At 74.4% G+C, this 24,865-nt stretch carries 20 protein-coding genes; 15 read left to right on the forward strand and 5 right to left on the reverse strand.

The genetic code is table 11. The features are described from left to right. Positions 1 to 17 precede the first annotated feature (17 nt). Together uvrB and JOF54_RS16840 are read left to right on the forward strand one after the other, a co-directional pair. Positions 18 to 2,114: an excinuclease ABC subunit UvrB gene (gene uvrB, locus JOF54_RS16835; protein ID WP_210057896.1), complete on the forward strand. Its 2,097-nt coding sequence runs from the start codon at positions 18 to 20 to the stop codon at positions 2,112 to 2,114. Positions 2,115 to 2,328: 214 nt separating this feature from the next. Next, entirely contained in the window at positions 2,329 to 3,378 is a 1,050-nt protein-coding gene (locus JOF54_RS16840; protein WP_210057898.1) for a TerC family protein, read from the forward strand. Between the two features lie 120 nt (positions 3,379 to 3,498). Here JOF54_RS16840 and lon read toward each other — a convergent pair whose 3' ends face one another. After that, positions 3,499 to 5,856: an endopeptidase La gene (gene lon / locus JOF54_RS16845; protein WP_210057900.1), complete on the reverse strand. Its 2,358-nt coding sequence runs from the start codon at positions 5,854 to 5,856 to the stop codon at positions 3,499 to 3,501. Positions 5,857 to 5,990: 134 nt separating this feature from the next. Continuing rightward, positions 5,991 to 6,794 (reverse strand): SDR family NAD(P)-dependent oxidoreductase, encoded by an 804-nt coding sequence (locus JOF54_RS16850; protein WP_210057902.1) that lies wholly within the window; start codon positions 6,792 to 6,794, stop codon positions 5,991 to 5,993. A gap of 101 nt (positions 6,795 to 6,895) precedes the next feature. Here JOF54_RS16850 and JOF54_RS16855 point away from each other — a divergent pair, with 101 nt between their 5' ends. The 6 genes from JOF54_RS16855 (at position 6,896) to JOF54_RS22025 (ending at position 12,510) form a co-directional block, all read left to right on the forward strand. Further along, a complete protein-coding gene (locus JOF54_RS16855) occupies positions 6,896 to 7,738 on the forward strand; it encodes a helix-turn-helix domain-containing protein (protein WP_210057904.1) in 843 nt (280 codons plus the stop codon). Positions 7,739 to 7,827: 89 nt separating this feature from the next. Then, positions 7,828 to 8,847 (forward strand): ABC transporter ATP-binding protein, encoded by a 1,020-nt coding sequence (locus JOF54_RS16860; RefSeq protein WP_210057907.1) that lies wholly within the window; start codon positions 7,828 to 7,830, stop codon positions 8,845 to 8,847. Continuing rightward, the gene (locus tag JOF54_RS16865) at positions 8,847 to 9,689 is read left to right on the forward strand and encodes an ABC transporter permease (protein ID WP_210057909.1); all 843 of its coding nucleotides are present in this window, start codon (positions 8,847 to 8,849) and stop codon (positions 9,687 to 9,689) included. The genes JOF54_RS16860 and JOF54_RS16865 overlap by 1 nt, the downstream gene beginning before the upstream one ends. 53 nt (positions 9,690 to 9,742) lie before the next feature. After that, positions 9,743 to 10,939 carry a sensor histidine kinase gene (locus JOF54_RS22020; RefSeq protein WP_210057911.1) on the forward strand — a complete coding sequence of 399 codons (1,197 nt, stop codon included), beginning with the start codon at positions 9,743 to 9,745 and terminating at the stop codon, positions 10,937 to 10,939. Further along, entirely contained in the window at positions 10,936 to 11,544 is a 609-nt protein-coding gene (locus JOF54_RS16875) for a response regulator transcription factor (RefSeq protein WP_210057913.1), read from the forward strand. Before JOF54_RS22020 ends, JOF54_RS16875 begins: the two co-directional genes overlap by 4 nt. A 192-nt stretch (positions 11,545 to 11,736) precedes the next feature. After that, positions 11,737 to 12,510 (forward strand): response regulator transcription factor, encoded by a 774-nt coding sequence (locus tag JOF54_RS22025; protein WP_210057915.1) that lies wholly within the window; start codon positions 11,737 to 11,739, stop codon positions 12,508 to 12,510. Between the two features lie 30 nt (positions 12,511 to 12,540). Here JOF54_RS22025 and JOF54_RS16885 read toward each other — a convergent pair whose 3' ends face one another. Further along, positions 12,541 to 13,728 (reverse strand): MFS transporter, encoded by a 1,188-nt coding sequence (locus tag JOF54_RS16885; protein WP_210057917.1) that lies wholly within the window; start codon positions 13,726 to 13,728, stop codon positions 12,541 to 12,543. Between the two features lie 104 nt (positions 13,729 to 13,832). Between JOF54_RS16885 and JOF54_RS16890 the strand changes: the two genes are divergently transcribed. Beyond that, positions 13,833 to 14,294, forward strand: coding sequence for a winged helix-turn-helix transcriptional regulator (locus JOF54_RS16890; RefSeq protein ID WP_210057919.1), 462 nt, complete (start codon positions 13,833 to 13,835; stop codon positions 14,292 to 14,294). A 3-nt stretch (positions 14,295 to 14,297) separates the two neighbouring features. Here the strand turns inward: JOF54_RS16890 and JOF54_RS16895 are convergent, their stop codons facing one another. Both JOF54_RS16895 and JOF54_RS16900 read right to left on the reverse strand, forming a co-directional pair. Next, entirely contained in the window at positions 14,298 to 14,957 is a 660-nt protein-coding gene (locus tag JOF54_RS16895) for an MBL fold metallo-hydrolase (protein WP_210057921.1), read from the reverse strand. A 64-nt stretch (positions 14,958 to 15,021) separates the two neighbouring features. Further along, positions 15,022 to 15,762, reverse strand: coding sequence for a maleylpyruvate isomerase family mycothiol-dependent enzyme (locus JOF54_RS16900; protein ID WP_210057923.1), 741 nt, complete (start codon positions 15,760 to 15,762; stop codon positions 15,022 to 15,024). A 97-nt stretch (positions 15,763 to 15,859) separates the two neighbouring features. Between JOF54_RS16900 and uvrA the strand changes: the two genes are divergently transcribed. From uvrA to whiA, 6 genes are all read left to right on the forward strand, one after another. Further along, on the forward strand, positions 15,860 to 18,901 hold the full coding sequence (gene uvrA / locus JOF54_RS16905; RefSeq protein ID WP_245360493.1) for an excinuclease ABC subunit UvrA: 3,042 nt from the start codon (positions 15,860 to 15,862) through the stop codon (positions 18,899 to 18,901). Positions 18,902 to 19,042: 141 nt separating this feature from the next. Continuing rightward, positions 19,043 to 19,582 carry a Rieske (2Fe-2S) protein gene (locus JOF54_RS16910; RefSeq protein ID WP_210057927.1) on the forward strand — a complete coding sequence of 180 codons (540 nt, stop codon included), beginning with the start codon at positions 19,043 to 19,045 and terminating at the stop codon, positions 19,580 to 19,582. Between the two features lie 96 nt (positions 19,583 to 19,678). After that, a complete protein-coding gene (gene uvrC, locus JOF54_RS16915; protein ID WP_210057929.1) occupies positions 19,679 to 21,802 on the forward strand; it encodes an excinuclease ABC subunit UvrC in 2,124 nt (707 codons plus the stop codon). A 52-nt stretch (positions 21,803 to 21,854) separates the two neighbouring features. Further along, positions 21,855 to 22,739 carry an RNase adapter RapZ gene (gene rapZ, locus JOF54_RS16920; RefSeq protein ID WP_307804477.1) on the forward strand — a complete coding sequence of 295 codons (885 nt, stop codon included), beginning with the start codon at positions 21,855 to 21,857 and terminating at the stop codon, positions 22,737 to 22,739. Further along, entirely contained in the window at positions 22,736 to 23,716 is a 981-nt protein-coding gene (locus JOF54_RS16925; RefSeq protein ID WP_210057931.1) for a gluconeogenesis factor YvcK family protein, read from the forward strand. Before rapZ ends, JOF54_RS16925 begins: the two co-directional genes overlap by 4 nt. A 73-nt stretch (positions 23,717 to 23,789) precedes the next feature. Further along, a complete protein-coding gene (gene whiA, locus JOF54_RS16930) occupies positions 23,790 to 24,776 on the forward strand; it encodes a DNA-binding protein WhiA (RefSeq protein ID WP_210057934.1) in 987 nt (328 codons plus the stop codon). Positions 24,777 to 24,865: the final 89 nt, after the last annotated feature.

The following is a 24,865-nucleotide window of genomic DNA, read 5'->3' on the forward strand; positions in this document are numbered from 1 at the left end:
GCGCGTAGGCTTCCCGCATGCGTCCCCTCGAAGACCTCCAGCGCGTCGTGGCACCCCTGCACGTGGTGAGCGACTTCGAGCCGTCGGGCGACCAGCCGACGGCCATCGCCGAGCTGGAGCGGCGGATCAACGCCGGCGAGCAGGACGTCGTCCTGCTCGGCGCCACCGGCACCGGCAAGACGGCCACCGTCGCCTGGCTGGCCGAGCGGGTGCAGCGCCCCATCCTGGTCATGCAGCCCAACAAGACCCTGGCCGCCCAGTTCGCGAACGAGCTCCGGCACTTCTTCCCGAAGAACGCCGTCGAGTACTTCGTCTCGTACTACGACTACTACCAGCCTGAGGCCTACGTGCCGCAGACGGACACCTACATCGAGAAGGACTCCTCGCTCAACGAGGAGGTCGAGCGGCTCCGGCACTCGGCGACCAACTCGCTGCTGACCCGCCGCGACGTCGTCGTGGTGGCCACGGTGTCGGCCATCTACGGCCTGGGCACCCCGCAGGAGTACGTCGACCGGATGGTCGCGCTCAAGGTGGGCCAGGAGATCGAGCGCGACGCCCTGCTCCGGCAGCTCGTCGGCATCCAGTACGCCCGCAACGACCTCGCGGGCACCCGGGGCACGTTCCGGGTGCGGGGCGACACCCTCGAGGTGTTCCCCATGTACGAGGAGCTGGCCGTCCGGATCGAGTTCTTCGGCGACGAGATCGAGAAGCTCAGCACGCTGCACCCGCTCACCGGGGAGGTGGTGACCGAGGACGAGCACATCTACCTGTTCCCGGCCAGCCACTACGTCGCCGGGCCCGAGCGGATGGAGAAGGCCATCGCCCGGATCGAGACCGAGCTGGGGGAGCGGCTGGCCGAGCTCGAGAGCCAGAACAAGCTGCTCGAGGCCCAGCGGCTGCGGATGCGCACCAGCTACGACATCGAGATGATGCGCCAGATCGGGACCTGCTCGGGCATCGAGAACTACTCGAGCCACATCGACGGCCGCGGCCGCGGCACCGCGCCCTACTGCCTGCTCGACTACTTCCCCGAGGACTTCCTGCTCGTCGTCGACGAGTCGCACGTGACCATCCCGCAGATCGGCGGGATGTACGAGGGCGACATGTCGCGCAAGCGGACGCTGGTCGACCACGGGTTCCGGCTGCCCAGTGCCATGGACAACCGGCCGCTGCGGTTCGAGGAGTTCGTCGAGCGGATCGGCCAGACGGTGTACCTCTCGGCCACGCCCGGCAACTACGAGCTGGCGCGCGGCGACGGCTTCGTCGAGCAGATCATCCGCCCGACGGGCCTGATCGACCCCGAGGTCATCGTCAAGCCCACCCAGGGCCAGATCGACGACCTGATGGGGGAGATCCGGCTCCGCGTCGAGCGCAAGGAGCGGGTCCTGGTCACCACCCTGACCAAGAAGATGTCGGAGGACCTCACCGACTACCTGCTGGAGAACGGCATCCGGACCCGGTACCTGCACTCCGAGGTCGACACGCTGCAGCGGGTCGCCCTGCTCCGCGAGCTGCGGATGGGCGAGTACGACGTGCTGGTCGGCATCAACCTGCTTCGCGAGGGCCTCGACCTGCCCGAGGTGTCGCTGGTGGCCATCCTCGACGCCGACAAGGAGGGCTTCCTGCGCAGCGCGAAGAGCCTCATCCAGACGATCGGCCGCGCGGCCCGCAACGTGTCGGGCCAGGTGCACATGTACGCCGACTCGATCACCGACTCGATGGCCCAGGCCATCGACGAGACCAACCGGCGGCGCGACATCCAGGTGGCCTACAACCTCGAGCACGGCATCGACCCCAAGCCGCTGCAGAAGAAGATCGCCGACATCACCGACATGCTCGCCCGCGAGGACGCCGATACCGAGCAGCTGCTGAGCGGCCGCCCGCAGGGCAAGGGCAAGTCCCCGGTGCCGGCGCTCGGGCTCAAGGCCGGGGCCGACCACGGCCGTCGGCTGGGCGGGATGCCGGCGGGCGAGCTGGCCGACCTCGTCCAGGAGCTCACCACCCAGATGCACGGGGCGGCCGCCGACCTGCAGTTCGAGGTGGCGGCCCGGCTGCGCGACGAGATCTCCGACCTCAAGAAGGAGCTGCGGCAGATGGTGGAGGCCAGCCGCTAGCAGCCAGGGCCGGTCCGGACGGGGTCGAGATCCGCGGCCCGGGCTGCCATACTGACCGGCGGAGGGGAGTATTCCCTCGCGTCGGCATCGTCATCACGGACGTGCGTGGGCGGGCGACGCCCGGACCGCGCCTCCCGGTGCCCCGGTCAACTCGGTTGGCGGAAGAGACCTCCGAGACCTCGACGTCTCCTGACCTGTCTCGGAAGGTACCCCTGTGCACGTTCACCCCTACGCCTGGGCCATCACCGTCGTGGTGATGGTCGCGATCCTCACGATCGACGTCTTCATCATCGGCCGCCGGCCGCACGAGCCCTCCACGAAGGAGGCCTCGATCGCCATCGGCTTCTTCGTCGGGCTGGCCGTCCTGTTCGGCCTGGGGGTCTGGTTCGTCTCGGGCGGCCAGTACGCCGGGGAGTTCTTCGCCGGCTGGATCACCGAGTACAGCCTCTCGGTCGACAACCTCTTCATCTTCCTCATCATCATGAGCAAGCTGAAGGTGCCCCGCGAGCTGCAGCAGTTCGCGCTGCTCGTCGGCATCATCCTGGCGCTGATCTTCCGCGGCATCTTCATCGCCGTCGGCGCCGCCGCCATCGAGCGGTTCGCCTGGGTGTTCTTCATCTTCGGCGCGTTCCTCGTCTACACCGCGGTCAAGCTGTTCCTCGACTACCGCAAGCACGACGACGAGGAGGACGCCCCGGACAACCCGCTGATGCGGCTCGTCCGCCGCCGCTTCAACGCGACCGAGGACTTCCGCGGCACCAAGCTGACGGTCAAGGAGCAGGGCAAGCGCTTCATCACGCCGATGTTCTTCGTCATCGTCGCCCTGGGCAGCACCGACCTGCTGTTCGCCCTGGACTCGATCCCGGCGATCTACGGGCTCACCCAGGAGCCGTACCTGGTCTTCGCGGCCAACGTCTTCGCGCTGATGGGCCTGCGGCAGCTGTACTTCCTCATCGGCGGCCTGCTGAAGAAGCTCGTCTACCTCTCCCTCGGCCTCTCGGTCATCCTCGCCTTCATCGGCGTCAAGCTCGTGCTGCACGCCCTGCACGAGTACCACTGGGCCGACTGGGCGCCCTGGGGCGGGGAGATCCCGATCTGGTTCTCGCTGCTGGTCATCGTCGGCACCCTGGCCATCACGACCGTGGCCAGCCTGCTGAAGTCGCGGCGCGACCCGGCCGAGCCGACCGAGCCGCTGACCGAGCAGGACGCCGCCGAGCGTCCCGCCGGCATCGCCGACCGCGGCACCCCGCCGGCCGCCTCCTAGCCCGACAGCCGACGGCACCTGCGGGTGCCGCCGGCCACGGCCACCCGCACCACCGCCGGACGCGCAGCGGCCGGGCCCGCCCCGAGGGGTGGACCCGGCCGCTGGTGCGTCCGTCCGCCGTCAGGCGGCGAGCCGCTCCGCCTGCTCGGCGGCGGGCTCGATGGCCTGCCGGACCAGGGCGGCGACGTCGGTCATCGGCCGGACGTCGATCGCCTCCAGCACGTCCGCGGGGACGTCGTCCAGGTCGGGCTCGTTGCGCTGCGGCACGAAGACCGTCGTCAGCCCGGCCCGCTGGGCGGCGAGCAGCTTCTGCTTGAGGCCGCCGATCGGCAGCACCCGGCCGTTCAGGGTGACCTCGCCAGTCATCCCGACCTCCCCGCGGACGGGGCGGCCCAGCGCCATAGACGTCAGCGCCGTCACCATGGTGACGCCCGCCGAGGGGCCGTCCTTCGGCACGGCGCCGGCCGGCACGTGGACGTGGATCGGGCCGTAGAGCACCGACGTGTCGGTGATCCCCAGCTCGTGGGCGTGGGCCCGGACGTAGGAGAGGGCGATCTGCGCCGACTCCTTCATGACGTCACCCAGCTGCCCGGTGAGGGTCAGCCCGCCGCCCCCGGAGCCGGTGGACCCCTCGCCCGCCGGCACCGCGCTGGCCTCGATGAAGAGGACGTCGCCGCCCAGCCCGGTCACGGCCAGCCCGGTCGCGACGCCCGGCACCGCGGTGCGCTCGTGCGCGTCGGGGGTGAAGCGCGGCCGTCCGAGGTACTCGCGCAGCGTCGAGCGGTCGATGACCAGCGGCTCGGGGCTCTCGCTCCGGGCCAGCTTCGTGGCCGCCTTGCGCATCGCCTTGGCCAGCAGCCGCTCGAGCTGGCGGACGCCCGGCTCGCGGGTGTAGTCCGCCGCGATCTCGCGCAGCGCCTCGTCGTCGACCCGGACCTCGTCCTCGGTCAGCGCGGCGAGGCCGAGCTGGCGGGGGAGCAGGTACTGCCGGGCGATGGCGATCTTGTCGTCCTCGGTGTAGCCGTCCAGCTGGACGAGCTCCATCCGGTCCAGCAGCGCCTGCGGGATCGTCTCGATGACGTTGGCGGTGGCCAGGAAGACCACGTCGGAGAGGTCGAGGTCGACCTCGAGGTAGTGGTCCCGGAAGGTGTGGTTCTGCGCGGGGTCGAGGACCTCGAGCAGGGCCGCCGCCGGGTCGCCGCGGTAGTCGGCGCCGACCTTGTCGATCTCGTCGAGCAGCACGACGGGGTTCATCGAGCCGGCCTCGGTGAGGGCCCGGACGATCCGCCCCGGCAGCGCGCCGACGTAGGTGCGGCGGTGCCCGCGGATCTCGGCCTCGTCGCGGACGCCGCCCAGGGCGACGCGGACGAACTTCCGGCCCAGCGCGCGGGCGACGGACTCACCCAGGGAGGTCTTGCCGACCCCGGGCGGGCCGACGAGCGCCATCACGGCACCGGAGCCGCGGCCGCCGACGACCTCGAGGTGCCGCTCGGCGCGGCGGGAGCGGACGGCCAGGTACTCCACGATCCGGTCCTTGACGTCCTCCAGGCCGTGGTGGTCGGCGTCCAGCACCTCGCGGGCGCCGACGACGTCGGTGGTGTCGGTGGTCCGCTGCCCCCAGGGCAGGTCGAGGACGGTGTCGAGCCAGGTCCGCAGGTAGCCCGACTCCGGGCTCTGGTCGCTGGCCCGCTCGAGCTTGGAGACCTCGCGCAGCGCGGCCTTGCGGACGTCGTCGGGCAGGTCGGCCTCCTCGACGCGCGTCCGGTAGTCCTGGGCGCCGTCGGGCTCGTCCTCGCCGAGCTCCTTGCGGATGGCGGCGAGCTGCTGGCGGAGCAGGAACTCCCGCTGGCTCTTCTCCATGCCCTCGCGGACGTCGTCGGCGATCTTGTCGTTGACCTCGGTCTCGGCCAGGTGGTCCTTGGCCCAGGTGACGAGGACGCGCAGCCGCTCGGCCACGTCCGGGGTCTCGAGGAGCTGGCGCTTCTGAGCGTCGGTGAGCCAGGAGGCGTAGCCGGCCAGGTCGGCGAGCGCGGAGGGGTCGGTCACCTTGTTGACGGTGTCGATGACCTGCCAGGCGTCGCGGCGCTGCAGCGTGGCGACGACCAGCGCCTTGTACTCGGCGGCCAGCTTCGTCACCTCCTCGCTGTCGTGCCCCTCGGTGCCGAGCTCCTCGGCCTCCACCCAGAGGGCGGTGCCGGGGCCGGACACGCCGGAGCCGATGCGGACGCGCTGCTCGGCGCGGATGACGGCGGCGGCCTCGCCGCTGGCGAGCCGGCCGATCTGCACGATGGAGGCCTCGACGCCGTAGGAGGCGTAGCGGTCCTCGAGGCGGGGGGCGACGAGCAGGTGCCCGTCGCTGTGGGAGTTGGCGGCGTCGACGGCCGCGCGGGCGGCGTCGTCCAGCTCGATCGGCACGACCATGCCGGGAAGCACGACGAGGTCGGTCAGGAACAGGACGGGGAGCCGGGTGGTCGACATGAGGGTTACCTCCAGGAACGGGTCGCCCGGTGGTTGAGCGACATCGACTCAAGGCTGTCGCCGAGAAGATTCTTCCGGCGTCCGCCGTGGGCGAACGGAGGCCGCTCCCGCGCGGAGCGGCCCCGTCCGCTCGCTCAGCCCAGCCGGGTGCCGCCGATGCCGCCGTCGACGGCGAGCGTCGTCCCCTGGACCATCCGCCCGCCGTCGCCGGCCAGGAAGACGACGGCCGCGGCGACGTCCTCGGGCCGGACCACCACGCCGGCCGGGGTGGTGGCCGCCATCGCGTCCAGCACCGGCCGCGCGGCGGCGTTCCCCGGCGTCAGGGTCACCCCGGGCGCGACCCCGTTCACCCGCACACCGCGCGGGCCGTACTCCGCGGCCCAGGCCCGGGTCAGCTGCTCGTCCGCCGCCTTGGTGGCGGTGTAGAGGGCGCCGAAGGGGCTGCCGACCCGGGCCATCCAGGACCCGACGGTGACGATGCCGCCCGCGCCCCGGGCGGCCATCGCCGGTGCGAGGGCGCCGACCAGGACGTGCGGGGCCCGGACGTTCACCGCCAGCATGGCGTCGAGGTCGGCGTCGGGGAGGTCCTCGGTGGCGCCTACGGGGTAGAGGCCCGCGTTGTTCACCAGCAGGTCGACGTGCCCGCCGAGCGCCGCGGCGGCCTCGACGGCGAAGCGGCGCAGCCCCGCGTAGGACCCGGCGAGGTCGACGGCCACGACGTGCGCCTCGCCGCCCGCCGCGCGGAGCTCGGCGACCAGGGCGGCGCCGCGGTCCGCGTCCCGGCCGCTGACGACGACGGCCGCCCCGGCGGCTGACAGCGCGCGGGCGACGGCGGCGCCGATGCCGCTGGTGGAGCCGGTGACGAGGGCGTGCCGCCCGGTGAGGGGGCGGGAGGTGGTGGGTTCGGGGGCGGGCCGCCGTGCGGTCGTGGAGGTCATGGGCCCAGGTCTACGGCGCGCGGGACGCCCGGCCCAGACCCCGTCGGACCTGGGCACGCCAGGACCAGGCACGGAGGACGGGGGCCTCCTAGGCTGGCCCCGTGAGCCGCGACCGCGCCGCCCTGGGCGCCTTCCTCCGCTCCCGCCGGGACGCGCTGACGCCGGCCCGGGCGGGCATCGCGGCGTTCCCCGGGCCGCGGCGGGTCCCCGGGCTGCGCAAGGAGGAGCTGGCGGTCCTGGCCGGGGTCAGCGCCGACTACTACAGCCGGCTGGAGCAGGGCCGGCAGGCCCACGTCTCGCGGGCGGTCCTGGACGCGCTGGCCCGGGCGCTGCGGCTCGACGCCGTCGAGCAGGCGCACCTGCGGGAGCTGGCGGACCCCGACGCGGGGCGTCGGCCGGCGCCGGCGGGACGGCAGCGCGCCGACCCCGGGCTGCTGCGGCTGATGGCGTCGCTCGACCACCGGCCCGTCCTGCTGCTGGGCCGCCGCGCCGAGGTGCTGGCGGCGAACGGGCTCTTCGCCGCGGTGGTCGCCGAGCTGCCCGCGGGATCGAGCTTCGCGCGCTTCCTGCTGCTCGACCCGCTGGCGCGGGAGCGGGTGACGAACTGGGCCGACTTCGCCGCCGCCACCGTCGCGACGCTGCGCCGCGAGGCCGGCCGGGAACCGGACGACCGGCGGCTGGCGGCGCTGGTCGCCGAGCTCCGCGCCGACCCCGACGTCGACCGCTGGTGGTCCGACCACGCCGTCCGCGACCTCGCCCCAGCGGCCAAGGAGATCGACCACCCGGTGGCCGGGCCGCTCTCCTTCGACGTCGAGGTCGTGCGCGCGCCGCACGACCCGGACCAGCACCTGGTGGTCTACACCGCCCGGCCGGGCTCGGCCACCGCCCGGATGCTCCCGCTGCTGGCCAGCTGGACCCCGGCGCTGCCCGGCGCCGGCGCGTGACAGACGTCATCCCCGACCCGGGAGCCGCTCACCGGAGCCGGTGAGGCCGCGCACTACCCGGGCGCCCGCACCCGGGGGACGGTGGGGACATGACCGCTCCCGCCCCCTCCTCCGTCCTCCGGTCCGGCCCGCCGGACCCCGAGCGCCCCGCCGTCGAGGTCCGCGGGCTCCGCCGCCGCTACCGGGGCGCGGGCCGTCGCTCCCGGGGGGCGGACGCCGGCTACGAGGCGGTCCGCGGTGTCGACCTCGAGGTGCACCGGGGGGAGCTCCTCGCCCTGCTGGGCACCAACGGCGCCGGCAAGACCTCGACGCTCGAGGTCGTCGAGGGACTGGCCCCGGCCAGCGGCGGCAGCGTCCGGGTGCTCGGCCTCGACCCCTGGGCCGACCGGGCCCGGCTGCGGCCGCGGATCGGCATCATGCTGCAGGAGGGCGGCTTCCCGGGCGCGCTGACCGTGGCGGAGATGGCCACGCTGTGGCACCGGACGCTGGACCGGCCCCGCAGCGTCGCGGAGGCGCTCGGGATGGTGGTGCTGGACCACCGCGCCGGGTCGCCCATCGAGAGCCTGTCCGGCGGCGAGCGCCGGCGGCTGGACCTGGCCCTGGCGCTGATGGGGCGGCCCGAGGTGCTGTTCCTCGACGAGCCGACCACCGGCCTGGACCCGCAGAGCCGCCGGGCCACCTGGGACCTGGTCCGCAGCCTGCTCGACGCCGAGACGACGGTGCTGCTCACCACCCACTACCTCGAGGAGGCCGAGGAGCTGGCCGACCGGATCGCCATCCTGCACGAGGGCGCGGTGGCCACGTCCGGGACGCTGCACGACATCGTCTCCCGGCAGCCGACCCGCATCTCGTTCGCGGTGCAGGACCCGGCCGACCTGGACGGCCTGCGGGCCGTCCTCGGCGCCGCCGTCACCTGCGATCAGCAGGGCGGCCGCCCGCGCGCTCGGCTGGAGACCTTCGACCCGCCCGCCGTCCTCACCGCCCTGCTCGGCTGGGCCGACGGCCGCGACCTCCCCGACCTCACCGTCCTGCCGGGAACCCTCGAGCAGGCCTTCCTCGACGTCGCCCGCACCCCGGCGTCGGCCCCGACCCCGGCAGGAGCCCGCTGATGACCACCACCACGCCCGTCCCGACCCCCGCTCTCCCGTCCCCGACGGCGACGCCGGCGCCCGCCGTCCTGCGGTCCGAGGCCCGGCGCGCCCTGGCCCTGGCCCGGGCCGAGGTGACGCTGCTGCTCCGCAACCGGACCGCGCTGTTCACGGCGCTGACGATGCCGCTGCTCTTCGTCGGCCTGTACGCGACGCTGCCCGGCGGGCTGGGCGGCCCGGCGGCCGTCACCGGCCTGGTGACCGGCTCGGCCCTGCTCTTCGTCGTCCACTACACCCTCGTCACCTCGGTGGTCGCCCGTCGCGAGCAGCACACGCTCAAGCGGCTCTACACCTCACCGGCGCGGCCGGCGACGGTGCTGGTCGGGATGACGCTGCCCCTGGTGGTGCTGCTCGTCCTCCAGGTCCTGCTGGGGCTGGCCGCCACCGCCGTCCTCACCGGCCTGGGCGGGCTGCCGCGGCCCGGCCTGCTCGTCCCGGCGGTGCTGCTGGGGGCGGCGGTGTGGGCCGTGCTCGCGCTGGTCTGCTCCGTGGTCACCCGCTCGGTGGAGTCCGCGCAGCTGTCGACGCTGCCGCTGATCCTCGTCGCCCTGCTGTTCTCCGGGCTGTCGCTGCCGCTCGGGCTGCTGCCCGAGGCCCTCCGGGTGCTGGCCCAGCTGACCCCGATGTTCCCGGTCGTCGACCTCGTCGCCCTGGCCTTCGGGCCCGCTCGGGTGACGACGGAGGTGGTCGTCGGCGGCGCGCTGGTCCGGGCGGTGCTCGTCGACGTCGCCGTGCTCGTCGGCTGGCTCGTGGGCGGCCTCGCCCTGGTCCGGCGGTCGTTCCGGTGGGAGCCGCGGCGGTGAGCCGGGCGGCTCGGCGGCCCCGGCCAGGGGACCCGGGCTGGCAGGATCGGGGTGTGAGCAGCAGCGCCGCCAGCCTGGGCACCGACACCCGCCGGCTCGAGCTCTACATCCAGAGCTCGCTCTACGTCCTGCTGCTGGCCGAGCCCCTGGTGCTGACGCCGTCCTTCGTCGACCGCCCGGCCCTGGCCGTCCTCTCCCTGGTGCACACCGGCGCGAACGTCGTCGTCTGCCGCTGGTCGACGAACGGGCGCCGGCCGCCCGTGCTGCGCCCGGGCCGGCGGGCCACGGCCGGGCTGGTCGCCTGGGCGGCGCTCTCGCTCGGACTGGCCGCGGCCACCGCCGGCACGCGGATGGGGGACCTGCCCTTCCCGCTGGCGCTGGTCGTCCTGGGCGCGAGCCTGGGCAGCATCGCCTGCGCGCTGGGCCACCGGGTGCTGCTGGCCGCCGTGCTGGTGGCCGCCGTGGGGGCGACCCTGGCCCTGGTGCGGCTGGACCGCCAGCCCCCGGCGGGCGTGCTGCCCCTCGTCGTGGTGTCGGTGCTCCTGCTGCTGGGCATCGTCTACACGTTCTGGTCCTCCGGCTGGATGGTCCGGGTGGTCCGCGAGCTGGTCGAGGCGCGGCACCGCGCCGCCCAGCTCGCGGTCGCGGAGGAGCGGCTGCGGATCTCCCGGGACCTGCACGACCTGTTCGGGCGGACGCTCGCCGCGGTCGCGCTGAAGAGCGAGCTGGCCGCCGAGCTGCTGCGCCGCGACCGGCCCGAGCAGGCGGCGGCGGAGATCGGCGCCGTCCGTGCCCTCGCCGAGCAGACGGGCGGGGAGATCCGCCAGGTGGTGCGCGGCTTCCGCCGGGTCGACCTCGCCGAGGAGCTGTCCGGCGCCCGGGCCCTGCTGGACTCGGCCGGCATCCGCTGCGTCGTGCACGCCGAGGGGGCGGACCGGCTGGCGCCCGACGCTGCCGCGGCCCTGGCCTGGACGCTGCGGGAGGCCGTCACCAACGTCATCCGGCACAGCCGCGCCGGCGAGTGCTTCATCACCCTCGAGGCCGCGGACCCGGTCCGCCTCCTGGTGACCAACGACGGGGCCGGGGACGGGACGACCGCTCCGGACGGCCGCGGGACGGGCCTGCTGGGGATGGCCGAGCGGCTCGCCGGCGTCGAGGGCACGCTGCTGCGCCACCACGCCGCCGGCCGGTTCACGGTGGAGGCCCGCGTGCCGGCCGCCCGGGCCCACCGGGCGGAGGTGCCGGCGTGACGACGCGGGTGCTGCTCGCCGACGACGAGACCCTGCTCCGCGACGCCCTCGCGTCGCTGCTGGGCCTGGAGCCCGCCCTCGCCGTCGTCGCGGTGGCCTCCTCCGGCCCCGAGGCGCTGGCCCTGGCCCGCCGGGAGCAGCCCGACGTGGCGCTGCTCGACCTGCAGATGCCCGGCCTGGACGGGATCGCCGTCGCCGAGCAGCTGCGCGACCTGGTGCCGGGCTGCGCCAGCGTCATCCTCACCTCCCACGGGCGGCCCGGCTACCTCAAGAGCGCGCTCGCCGCAGGGGTCCGGGGCTTCCTGCCGAAGACGGTGGCGGCCCCGGTGCTGGTCCAGGTGATCGCCACGGTGGCCGCGGGCGGCCGCTACGTCGACCCGCAGCTGGCCGCCGAGGCGATCGGGGCCGGCGACTCGCCGCTCACCCCGCGCGAGGCCGACGTGCTGGGGCTGGCGGCGGAGGGCAGCCCGGTCGAGGAGATCGCGCAGCGGGCGTCGCTGTCCCCGGGCACCGTCCGCAACTACCTGTCCTCGGCGGTCAGCAAGCTGGGCGCGGCCAACCGGCACGAGGCGGTCCACCGGGCGCGCGACCGCGGCTGGATCTAGCCGCGTCGCGCCGCCCGGCGACGGTGGTGCGACGTCCCCCCGGAGCCCGGCCCGTGAGCGTCACTCTGGTCGGGCGGCGCCGCGTACCCAGGATGACCCGGGTGTCACACCGGGCGCTGGTAGCTCTACTACCCGTTGACATGTCTGACTCTCCGCGGGTACACATCCCACCTCCCGCCCTACACTGACCCTGTGACTCCGATCACAGCGGTCGCGGCGACGGGTGCCGAGCACGCGGGACTCCGGCTGGCCCTGGCCCTCGCCGACACCCCCACTCTGAGCGCGGCGACCGCCACGACCCTGCCGGTGGTCGCCGCCGTCACCGGGGCCGCGGTCGTGGTCTTCGCCGTCGCCGGCACCCGCGCCGCCGGCGCCCGCTGCTGGCCCGACGCCCCGGACTGGAGCGCCGCCTTCGAGGCCGGGCTGAGCGCGGTGTGGGAGAGCGGGCCGCTGACCGCCTTCTGCCGCACCGCCGGCGTCGTGCCGCCGTTCCGGCTGGACGTCATGATGGCCGACCTCGGCTGGGACGCGCTGCCGCTGCGCGGGCCGACCGGTGAGCCGCTGCGGCACGCGGCCTACCTGGCCGTCGCCGCCCTGGGGGAGACGGTGAGCGGCTACTTCGTCGCCCGCACCGACCGCGCGGTGAGCGACGCCGAGCTCGACGCCCTCGCCGGGCTGCAGGCCGGGGTCGTGGCCTCCCACGGGCGCTTCCTGCACGGACCCGACCCGGCGCTGCGGCTGACCGGGCGGCAGCAGCAGATCCTCGACCTGATGCAGGGCGGTCTGACGGCCGGGGCCATCGCCTCCCGGCTCGGCATCAGCGAGAGCACCGTCGGCAAGCACCTGCGCGACCTCTACGCTCGGCTCGAGGCCCACGACCGGGTCTCGGCGATCCGCGAGGCCCGGGCCCGGGGCCTGCTGGACGGCCTGGGCGGCGAGGCCTGGCAGGACGTCCGGATGCCCTGAGCCGCCTGGTGGAGAACGGAGCCGGTCCGGTCAGACCCGGCCGACCGGGGCCGGTCGGCGGCCCACCGCCAGCGCGGCCGCCACCAGGGCCAGCAGCCCCACCGCGGGGGTGCCGACCTCGAGCGCCCGCAGCAGCCCGGCGCCGGTCGCGACCAGGCCGAGCCCGAGGGCCGCGAGCGCCTGGACCAGGTAGCCGACGGTGTACGCCGCGGACAGCACGCCCGCCCGGTGGTGGGCGGGGGCGCTCGCGGTGACCAGCCCGAGCCCCCCGGAGAACAGCAGGCTGTAGCCGGCCCCGCCGACCACCGAGGACGCGAGGAACCCGGCCATCGAGTGGGTGCTGGCGGCCAGCACCAGCAGGCCCAGCCCGGCCAGAGCGGCGGGCGGGCCCAGGACCAGGGCGCGCCGCGGGGCCAGGTCGCGAGCCAGCAGGGCCACGGCCCCGATGACCACGGCCGAGACGGAGATGACCGCCCCGCTGACCAGGGCGTCGGTGGAGCCGACGAGGTCGTGGGCGATCTGGGCGCCCAGGGCGAGGTAGACCGCGCCCAGGGCGTAGGCGCCGGCGATGGCCAGGGTGCCCGCGCTGAACAGCCGGCGGGCGCCGCGCGGCACGTGCGGTCGGCGCGGGCGCCAGCGCTCGGCGGCCGGCCCACCCGTCCGGGGCAGGAACGCCACCAGGACGGCGGTGCCGAGGGTGACGCCCCCCAGCACGACGAAGGTCAGGTGCCGCGGTGCCGGCGCGTGCTGGACGAGCGCCCCGCCCACCAGGGTGGCCAGCGCCAGCCCGGTGGCGGTGGCGGTGGTGGTCACCGAGCCGGCGCGGCCGGCACGACCCGACGGCTCCAGCTCGGCGACGGCCGCCGTGGCGGGGCTGAGCGAGAGGCCCACCCCGACGCCCATCAGGCCCCGGCCGACGAGGACCCAGCCGAGGCTGTCGGCCAGCGCGAAGGCCAGCGAGCCGAGGGCGAGGACGCCGAGGCCCAGCAGCATGACCACCCGGCGGCCGAGCACGTCCGACAGGTTGCCGAACAGCAGCAGGACGGGGATGAGCACCAGCGGGTAGACCGCGAAGATCAGCGTCGTGGTGGACGGCGCGAGGTCCCACGCCCGGGCGTAGAGGGGGTAGACGACCGTCGGCGCGCCGCTCGCCCACAGCGCGAGGCCGGCGACGGCGGCGGCGGTCCAGAAGCTGGCGGTGCGGCTCAGTGCGGGCATCGGCTCTCCTCGTGCGGGGCCCTGGGGATGCGGCGCCGCACCGGGGTGACGCTCACCGTAGCACCTGGGTAGGAAGTTCCAACTCAGGTCGGTACGCTGGAGACGTGGACGCGGAGGAGCAGGACCGGCGGGACGTGGCGGCGCGCTGCTCGATCGCGCGCACCCTCGAGGTGGTCGGGCAGAAGTGGACCCTGCTCGTCGTCCGCGAGGCGTTCCTGGGCGTCACCCGGTTCGCCGACTTCCGCTCCCGGCTCGGCGTGGCCCCGGACGTCCTCGCCGCCCGTCTCGCCGTGCTGGTCGAGCACGGCGTGCTCGAGCGCCGCCGCTACCGAGCTCCGGGCGAGCGGGAGCGCGACGAGTACGTGCTCAGCCCGGCGGGGGAGGAGCTGCTGCCGGTGCTGAGCGCGATGCTCGCCTGGGGCGACGCCCACCGGCCGACCGGCCGCCCGCCCGTCGGCCTCAGCGTCGAGCGGGCCACCGGTCAGCCGGTCCGGCTGGCCCACGTCCGGCCCGACGGCACGGTGCTGGGGACCGGCGCGGTCCAGCTGGTCCGCCGCGCGTCCTGAGCCCTACCAGCCGCGGGCGCGCCACTCCGCGAGGTGCGGCCGTTCGGCGCCGAGGGTCGTCCCGTCCCCGTGACCGGGGTGCACGACGGTGTCGTCGCCGAAGCGCGCGAACACCTTGGCCTCGAGGTCGTCCAGCAGGGACGCGAACTCGGGCGGTCCCGCGGTCTTCCCCGGTCCGCCCGGGAAGAGGCCGTCGCCGGTGAAGAGGTGGGTGGGGCCGTCCTCGCCCGTCCAGGCCAGGGCGACCGAGCCGGGCGTGTGGCCGACCAGCCCGATGACCTCGAGCCGGTGGGACCCGACGGCGACGACGTCGCCGTCCCAGACCCCGACCAGCCCCTCCACCCAGGCGCCGGTGGCGATGGCGTCGACGTCCGGGCGCCCGCAGACGAGCGCGGCGCCGGTGGCCCCGGCCACGGCGGCCAGCGCCTGCCAGTGGTCGCCGTGCCGGTGGGTCGTGACGACGGTGGCCAGGTCGGCGCCGGTCACGGCCAGCAGCCGCTCCGGCTCGGCGGCGGCGTCGACCAGCAGCGCCGCGTCCGGGGTGCGGAGCAGGTAGGCGTTGTTGTCCATCGGGCCGACGCTCACCTTCGTGAGCGTCAGCGTCGGGGCGAGCGGCAGCACCAGCGGCTCGCCACCGGGCTCGACGTGGTGCGGTCCGGGCATCGGGGTCCTCCGGTTCAGGGGGTGGGGTCGGTCGGTGATCTGGGCGGGGCGGGAGCCCCCCGGGTCAGAAGGCGGGCAGCCGGAGGCCGTCGACGCCCTCGAGGTCGGCGCCGTCGGTCCGCCCGGTCAGCCACCCCAGCAGGAGGGCGCTGCGGCCGCGGACGGTCCGGGTGGCGCCGGAGCTGCCGACGACGAGCGTGCTCGTGGGGGAGACGAGCTCCAGCCGCGGGAACTCGTCGCGCTCGCGCAGCCGGAAGCCGCACAGCTCCAGCAGCCAGTCGGCGGTGGCGTCGTCGAGGTCGGCCATCTCGCGGCCGAGGCCGAGGTCGACGTGGTGCACCGCGACCTCCAGCAGCCGCGCCAGCGGCAGCAGCCGGGCGGGGGCCCGCAGGCCGCCGCGGAGCTCGACCACCTCGTCCCAGCGGCCGGCCTCCTGCAGCGCCTCGAAGGCGTCCGCGAGCAGGCCGGCGGAGGTGTCGAGGTCGATCTGCAGCTCCAGCCCGGAGCGGCCGGCGCCGGCCTCGATCTCGTCGTCGCGCTGCCCGGGGGCGGGGTACATCTCCGCCCGCCGACCCGCGAGCGCGCCGTCGACCAGCCGGCGCAGCGCGTCGGCCTGCCGGGCCAGGTGGGTCGCGAGGTGCCCGCGGCTCCAGCCGGGCAGCCGGCTCGGCGCCTGCCAGTCCTCGTCGGCGACGGCGATGGTCGCGCCCAGCAGCCGGGAGGTGGCGTCGCGCAGCAGGTCGTGCAGCCGGTCCTGCTGGTCCCGCTGCGCGTCGGGGTCGGGAGCCGGGGCGTCGGGGGGCATGCGCTCACGCTAGCCGCCCGCGCCGGGCCCCCCGCGCGGCCGGGCGACGGCGCGCGGCCAGAACTGTCGGAGGGCCCACCTACGATGGTTGATCGTGATGGATCGACTTGTCGTGCGGGGCGCCCGCGAGCACAACCTGCGCAACATCTCCCTGGATCTGCCGCGTGACGCGCTCATCGTGTTCACGGGGCTGTCGGGCTCGGGGAAGTCCAGCCTGGCCTTCGACACGATCTTCGCGGAGGGCCAGCGGCGCTACGTCGAGTCGCTGTCGGCCTACGCCCGGCAGTTCCTCGGCCAGATGGACAAGCCGGACGTCGACTTCATCGAGGGCCTGTCCCCGGCGGTGTCGATCGACCAGAAGTCGACCTCGCGGAACCCGCGCTCCACGGTCGGCACGATCACCGAGGTCTACGACTACCTCCGCCTCCTGTTCGCCCGCGCCGGCCGGCCGCACTGCCCGATCTGCGGCGAGCCGATCAGCCGGCAGTCGCCGCAGCAGATCGTCGACCGGCTGATGGCGCTGCCCGAGGGCACCCGCTTCCAGGTGCTCGCCCCCGTCGTCCGCGGCCGCAAGGGCGAGTACGTCGAGGTGTTCCGCCAGCTCGCCACCGACGGCTTCGCCCGCGTGCGGGTGGACGGCGAGGTCGTGCAGCTCACCGAGCCGCCCGTCCTCGACAAGCAGAAGAAGCACTCGATCGACGTCATCGTCGACCGCCTGGTGGTCAAGCCCAGCTCCAAGCAGCGGCTGACCGACTCGGTCGAGACGGCGCTGGGCCTGGCCCAGGGCGTCGTGTCCATCGACTTCGTGGACCTCGACGCCAAGGACCCGGGCCGCGAGCGCCGCTACTCCGAGAAGATGGCGTGCCCGAACGACCACGACATCGCGATCGAGGAGCTCGAGCCGCGGCAGTTCTCCTTCAACGGCCCCTGGGGCGCCTGCCCCGAGTGCTCCGGCATCGGCACCCGGATGGAGGTCGACCCGGACCTCGTCGTCCCTGACGACGAGAAGACGCTGGCCGAGGGGGCCATCGCCCCCTGGGCGTCGGCGCACGTGGCCGACTACTTCATCCGGCTCATCGAGTCGCTGGCCGAGAGCACCGGCTTCCGCACCGACGTGCCGTGGCACCGGCTGCCCGCCGCCGCCCGCAAGGTGCTGCTGCACGGCGTGCCCGGCCAGGTGCACGTCCGCTACAAGAACCGCTACGGCCGCGAGCGCTCCTACAACGCCACCTACGAGGGCGTCATCTCCTACATCGAGCGCCGGCACGCCGAGGCCGAGACCGACACCTCGCGCGAGCGCTTCGCCGGCTACATGCGCGAGGTGCCCTGCACCGCGTGCAAGGGCGCCCGGCTCAAGCCCACGTCGCTGGCCGTCACCCTGGGCGGGCGCAACATCGCCGACATCTCCTCGATGTCCATCGACGAGGCGGCGGCGTTCCTGCTGTCCCTGGAGCTCAGCGACCGCGAGCGGCAGATCGCCGAGCGGGTGCTCAAGGAGATCAACGAGCGGCTCCGCTTCCTGCTCGACGTCGGCCTCGACTACCTCTCGCTCAGCCGCCCCACCGCCAGCCTCTCCGGCGGCGAGGCCCAGCGGATCCGGCTGGCCACCCAGATCGGCTCCGGCCTGGTGGGCGTCCTCTACGTCCTCGACGAGCCCAGCATCGGCCTGCACCAGCGCGACAACCGCCGGCTCATCGACACCCTCATCCGGCTGCGCGACATGGGCAACACCCTCATCGTCGTCGAGCACGACGAGGACACCATCAAGGTGGCCGACTGGGCCGTCGACATCGGCCCGGGCGCCGGCGAGCACGGCGGTCACGTCGTCCACTCCGGCTCGGTGCAGGAGCTGCTCGACCACCCGACCTCGCTCACCGGGCAGTACCTGTCCGGCCGGCGCGAGATCTCGCTGCCCGCGGCCCGCCGGCCGCGGACCAAGGGCCGCGAGATCACCGTCCACAACGCCGTCGAGCACAACCTGCGCAACGTCACGGTGTCGTTCCCGCTGGGTCAGCTGATCGCCGTCACCGGCGTCTCGGGCTCGGGCAAGTCGACGCTGGTCAACGACATCCTCTACGCCTCGCTGGCCAAGCGGATCTACAACGCCCGCGACGTCCCCGGCCGGCACCGCTCGATCACCGGCGCCGACGAGATCGACAAGATCATCCACGTCGACCAGTCGCCGATCGGCCGCACGCCGCGGTCCAACCCGGCGACCTACACCGGCGTCTTCGACCACGTCCGCCGGCTGTTCTCCGAGACGCCCGAGGCCAAGGTCCGCGGCTACCAGCAGGGCCGGTTCTCGTTCAACGTCAAGGGCGGCCGCTGCGAGAACTGCACCGGCGACGGCACGATCAAGATCGAGATGAACTTCCTGCCGGACGTCTACGTCCCGTGCGAGGTCTGCCACGGCGCGCGGTACAACCGGGAGACCCTCGAGGTGCACTACAAGGGCAAGTCGATCGCCGAGGTGCTCGACCTCAGCATCGAGGAGGGGCTGGAGTTCTTCGCGGCGCTGCCGCCGATCGCCCGGCACCTGCGCACCCTCGTCGACGTGGGCCTGGGCTACGTCCGGCTCGGCCAGCCGGCCACGACGCTCTCGGGCGGTGAGGCCCAGCGGGTGAAGCTGGCCAGCGAGCTGCAGAAGCGCTCGACCGGCCGCACCCTCTACGTGCTGGACGAGCCCACCACCGGCCTGCACTTCGAGGACATCCGCAAGCTGCTCATCGTCCTCGGCCGGCTGGTCGACGCCGGCAACACCGTGGTGGTCATCGAGCACAACCTCGACGTCATCAAGACCGCGGACTGGCTGGTCGACATGGGCCCCGAGGGCGGCTCGCGCGGCGGCACGGTGATCGCCGAGGGCACCCCGGAGCAGATCGCCGCCTGCCCGGAGTCCTACACGGGGGAGTACCTCCGGCCGCTGCTGGAGGGTCGCTCGGTCCCCGTCGGCCCGCCGAAGCCGCCGCCCGCCCCGGTGCGGCCGGTGACCAAGAAGGCGATCCGCGAGGCCGCGGCGCAGGAGCGCGCCGTGAAGGCGGCGGCCAAGAAGGCCGAGGTGGCCGCCCGCGCGGCGGCGCGGAAGCCGCCGGCGAAGAAGGCGGCCGCGGCCCGCGTGCCCGCCCGGAAGGCCAGCTGACCCACCGGAGCAGTTGACTCTTCCAGCGATTCCTCGAACTTTCCGGGTCCGCGGTTCGTCATCACCGACGACGGCCTCCGCGCCGGTCCAGCCGGACCGCCGCGGGGCCGCCCGACCGTCCCACGCACCCAGGAGGCCCCCATGCCCGAGCGCGACCCCGACCTGAGCCCCTTCGAGCACGGCCCGACCCGCCGCACCGTCCTGCGCGCCGCCGGGCTGGTGGCCCTGACCGGGGGCGGCGTGGGCGTCCTCGCCGCCTGCTCCTCCGACGCGGGGGTGGCGGCACCGGCCGCGACCGGCGCGGCCCCGTCCTCGGCCGCCCCCGCCTCCTCCGCCCCCGCCTCGCCGTCCCCCTCGGCGTCCGCCTCCTCCTCGGCGCCGGCGGCGCCCTCCGGCCCCAGCGTCGCGGCCGCCGACGTGCCGGTGGGCAGCGGCGTCATCCTCGAGGACGCGAAGTACGTGGTCACCCAGCCCACCAAGGGCGAGTTCAAGGCGTTCAGCAGCATCTGCACCCACCAGGGCTGCCCCGTCTCCGAGATCCAGGGCGACGCCATCCTCTGCAACTGCCACGGCAGCAAGTTCTCGATCAAGGACGGCTCCGTGCTGAACCCGCCCGCCAGCGAGCCGCTGGCCCAGGCGTCGGCCACGGTCGAGGGCGACACCGTCGTCGTCCAGGCCTGACCGGCGCCGCGGACGCCCGGGCTCCGGGGGCCGGGCGTCCGCGGTCCAGCAGCACGCGCACCGGGGCTGTCAGCGGCCCCACCTAGAGTGGTCGACGTGGCTCCACCCGTCTCCTCCCGCACGTCCCGGCACCCCCTGGCCTACCGTCCGGCACCGGGCTCGATCCCGGAGCAGCCGGGTGTCTACCGCTTCTCCGACGCCGAGGGCCGGGTCATCTACGTCGGCAAGGCCAAGAGCCTGCGGCAACGGCTGAACTCCTACTTCGCCGACCTCGGCTCGCTGCACAGCCGCACCCAGTCGATGGTGCTGACGGCCAACCGGGTGGACTGGACCGTCGTCCAGACCGAGGTCGAGGCGCTCCAGCTCGAGTACTCCTGGATCAAGGAGTACGACCCGCGGTTCAACGTCAAGTACCGCGACGACAAGTCCTACCCGTGGATGGCGGTCACGCTGTCCGAGGAGTACCCCCGGGTCACCGTCGGCCGCGGCCCGAAGAAGAAGGGCACCCGGTACTTCGGGCCCTACTCCCACGCCTGGGCCATCCGCGAGACCGTCGACCTGGTGCTGCGGGTGTTCCCGATGCGCTCCTGCCGCCCCGGGGTGTTCAAGAACCACCGCCAGCTGGGGCGGCCCTGCCTGCTCGGCTACATCGGCAAGTGCTCCGCGCCGTGCGTCGACCGGGTCACGCCCGAGGAGCACCGCGAGATCGTCGACGACTTCTGCCAGTTCATGGCCGGCCAGGCCGGGCCGATGCTCAAGCGGCTGGAGAAGGACATGCAGCAGGCCAGCGCCGAGCTGGAGTTCGAGCGCGCGGCCCGGATCCGCGACGACATCGGCGCCCTGCAGCGGGCGATGGAGCAGAACGCCATCGTCTTCGCCGACGGCACCGACGCCGACGTGGTCGCCCTGGCCGAGGACCCGCTCGAGGTCGCGGTCCAGATCTTCCACGTCCGCGGCGGCCGGGTCCGCGGCGAGCGGGGCTGGGTCGCCGACCGCTTCGACGAGGGGGACACCGGCGAGCTCGTCGAGCAGTTCCTGCTCCAGCTGTACGCGGAGTCCGACGCCTCCACCACCGACCGGGACGCGGTGCCGCGCGAGATCCTCGTGCCCGCCCTGCCGCCGTCGCTGGAGCCGCTGACGGAGCTGCTCAGCGAGCGGCGCGGCTCCCACGTCTCCATCCGGGTGCCGCAGCGCGGGGACAAGAAGCAGCTGATGGAGACGGTGTCCCGCAACGCCAGCCAGGCCCTGATCCGGCACAAGACGACGCGGGCGGGCGACCTGTCGACCCGCAACCGGGCGCTGGAGGAGATCCAGGAGGCCCTGGAGCTGCCGGGCGTACCGCTGCGGATGGAGTGCTTCGACATCTCCAACCTGCAGGGCACCGAGGTGGTCGCCTCGATGGTCGTGTTCGAGGACGGGCTGCCGCGCAAGAGCGAGTACCGGCGCTTCGTCATCCGGGGCGTCGACGGCCAGAACGACGTCGCGTCCATGCACGAGGTCATCACCCGGCGGTTCCGCCGGCTGCTCGACGACCGGGGGGCCATGGCGGCCGCCCAGGCCGCGGGCGGCGACGAGGGCCCGCTGCTGGTCGACCCCACCACCGGGGCGCCCCGGCGCTTCGCCTACGCCCCGTCGCTGGTCGTCGTCGACGGCGGGCCCCCGCAGGTCGCGGCCGCGGCCCAGGCGCTGGACGAGCTGGGCATCTCCGACGTCGCCCTGTGCGGGCTGGCCAAGCGGCTGGAGGAGGTCTGGCTGCCCGACCTGGAGGAGCCGGTCATCCTGCCCCGGACCAGCGAGGGCCTCTACCTGCTCCAGCGGCTGCGCGACGAGGCGCACCGCTTCGCCATCACCCACCACCGGACGCGGCGCAGCAAGTCGATGGTCGAGTCGCTGCTCGACCAGGTGCCGGGCCTCGGCGAGGTCCGCCGCAAGGCGCTGATGACCCACTTCGGCTCGCTGAAGAAGCTGCGCCAGGCGACGGTCGAGGAGATCGCGATGGTGCCGGGCTTCGGGCCGAAGATGGCGCAGAACATCAAGGACGCGCTGGAGGCCACCCCGCAGCGCGAGGCCATCAACACCGCGACCGGCGAGGTGATCTCCGACGAGCCCCTGGTCCGGCCTTCGTCGGTGACGCCGGTCCCCGCCACGCCGGCGCCGGCCACCGCGGCGTCCGACGGGCGTGCCGGGACCGGGCCGGTCGACGGCGACCCGGGATACTAGGCCCGTGACCAGCGACACCACCGACCTGCCCGCGGTGACCGAGGCGGCCCCGGTGACGGGGCCGACGGACCCGGGCGGCGAGGCGCCGCTCCGGCTCGTCGTGGTCACCGGCATGTCCGGCGCGGGACGCTCGACGGCGGCCGACAACCTCGAGGACCTCGGCTGGTACGTCGTCGACAACCTGCCGCCGAACGTGCTGCCGGAGGTCTGCAGCCAGGCCCGGCAGAACGGCATCACCCGGTTGGCCGTCGTCCTCGACGTCCGCACCCGTTCCTTCTTCGAGCAGCTGCCGACGATGTTCGCCGACCTCAGCGGCGGCGGCACGCTGCCCGAGATCCTCTTCCTCGAGGCCGCCGACGACGTCATCGTCCGCCGCCAGGAGTCGGTCCGCCGCCCCCACCCGCTGCAGGGCGACGGCCGGCTGATGGACGGGATCACCCGCGAGCGCGAGCTGCTGGCCACCCTGCGGGCCGCCGCCGACCTCGTGATCGACACCTCCTCGCTGAACGTGCACCAGCTGGGCTCCCGCGTCCGCAGCGCCTACGGCGGCGACGAGCAGGACCAGCTCCGGGTGACGCTGCTCTCCTTCGGCTTCAAGAACGGGGTGCCGGTCGACGCCGACATGGTCGTCGACGTCCGCTTCCTGCCCAACCCGCACTGGGTGCCCGAGCTGCGGCCGCAGACCGGGCTGAGCCGTCCCGTCAGCGACTACGTCCTGGCCCAGCAGGGCGCCGAGCCCTTCCTGGACCACCTGCAGCAGCTGCTCGACACCGTCGCCGTCGGGTACGTGCGCGAGGGCAAGCGGTTCGCCACCATCGGCATCGGCTGCACCGGCGGCAAGCACCGCAGCACCGCGATGGCCGAGGAGTTCGCCCGCCGGCTGCGGGCCGCCGGACGGCCCACCACCGTCCTGCACCGGGACCTGGGCCGGGAATGAGCCCGCTGGCGCCGGGTCGCCCGCCGGGCCCGCCCGGCTCGACGCTGCCCGCGGTCGTCGCGTTCGGCGGCGGGCACGGGCTCTCCGCCTCGCTCAGCGCGCTGCGCCGGGTCACCGACCGGCTGACCGCCGTGGTCACCGTGGCCGACGACGGCGGCTCCTCGGGCCGGCTGCGCGAGGAGCTGGACTGCCTGCCGCCCGGGGACCTGCGGATGGCCCTGGCGGCGCTCTGCGGCGACGACCCCTCGGGCCGCACCTGGGCCGACGTCCTGCAGTACCGGTTCGCCGGCTCCGGCCCGCTCCGCGACCACGCGATCGGCAACCTGCTCATCGCCGGCCTCTGGGAGCGCCTCGGCGACCCGGTGGCCGGTCTCGACATGGTGGCCGGCCTGCTGGGCGCCAAGGGCCGGGTGCTGCCGATGGCCGCGGTCCCGCTGCAGATCGTCGCCGACGTCATCGGCCTGGACCCCGCGCACCCCGACGAGGTGGCGACCGTCCGCGGCCAGGCCGCGGTGGCGAAGACGACGGCCGAGGTGCAGGCGGTGCACCTCGAGCCGGCCGACCCCCCGGCCTGCCCCGAGTCGGTCGAGTCGGTGCTGGCCGCGGATTGGGCGGTGCTGGGTCCGGGGTCGTGGTTCACCTCCGTGATCCCGCACCTGCTGGTCCCGCGGCTCGCGGAGGCGATCGAGCGGACGCCCGCCCGGCGGCTGCTCGCCCTCAACCTCGAGCCGGCGGGGGAGACCGCGGGGTTCTCCCCGGCCAAGCACATCGAGCTGCTGGCCGAGCACGCCCCGAACCTGCGGCTGGACGTCGTCCTCGCCGACGCCAGCTTCGCCGGCGACGACCCCCACCTGGACCGCTGGGCGCGCTCGCTGGGCGCCGAGCTCGTCGTGGCCGACCTCGCCGCGCGCGACGGCTCCCCCCGCCACGACACCCTCCGGCTGGCCTCGGCCTACGCCGAGATCATGGGCGTCTGAGCCCTCCCCGGACCGGTCCACGCACCGTTCCCGGCGTGCCGGACGTCCCCGCGTGCCGTGGCAAGATGTCCCAATGGCTATGACCGCGCAGGTGAAGGCGGAGCTGGCGACCATCAAGGTCACCAAGCCCTGCTGCCGCAAGTCCGAGGTCGCAGCGACGTTGAGATTCGCCGGGGGGCTCCACATCGTCAGCGGCCGGATCGTCATCGAGGCCGAGCTGGACACCGGCGCCGCCGCCCGCCGGCTGCGCACCGACATCAGCGAGGTCTTCGGCCACCCGAGCGAGATGGTCGTCGTCAACGGCTCGGGCATCCGGCGCGGCACCCGCTACGTCGTCCGGGTGGTCAAGGACGGCGACGCCCTGGCCCGCCAGACCGGCCTCGTCGACTCCCGCGGCCGACCCGCCCGCGGGCTGCCGGCCCAGGTCGTCAGCGGCGGCCTCTGCGACTGCGTCGCCGCCTGGCGCGGCGCCTTCCTCGCCCACGGCTCCCTCACCGAGCCGGGCCGCTCGATGGCCCTCGAGGTCACCTGCCCCGGGCCCGAGGCTGCGCTGGCCCTCGTCGGCGCCGCCCGCCGGCTCGGCATCGCGGCCAAGGCCCGCGAGGTCCGGATGGTCGACCGCGTCGTCATCCGTGACGGCGACGCCATCGGCGCGCTGCTCACCCGGCTGGGGGCCCACGAGTCCCTGATGGCCTGGGAGGAGCGCCGGATGCGCCGCGAGGTCCGCGCCTCGGCCAACCGGCTGGCCAACTTCGACGACGCCAACCTGCGCCGCTCCGCCCGGGCCGCGGTCGCCGCCGGGGCCCGCGTCGAGCGCGCCCTGGAGATCCTCGGCGACGACGTCCCCGACCACCTCAAGGCGGCCGGCCTGCTGCGGGTGCAGAACAAGCAGGCGAGCCTGGAGGAGCTGGGGCAGCTGCACGCCCCGCAGCTGACGAAGGACGCGGTGGCCGGCCGGATCCGCCGGCTGCTGGCCACCGCGGACAAGCGGGCGGCCGAGCTGGGCATCCCCTCGACCGAGGCCAGCCTCAGCGCGGACATGCTCGAGGACGTCGAGTGACGACCACGGCCGTTACGACCAGGTAACACCACTCCTGCGCTGGTATCAGACCAGTCGTTCTCCGGTCGTGTCCGGGGCGTGACGAGTTC

Source organism: Microlunatus capsulatus, assembly GCF_017876495.1.
In the GTDB taxonomy this organism is placed as follows: domain Bacteria; phylum Actinomycetota; class Actinomycetes; order Propionibacteriales; family Propionibacteriaceae; genus Microlunatus; species Microlunatus capsulatus.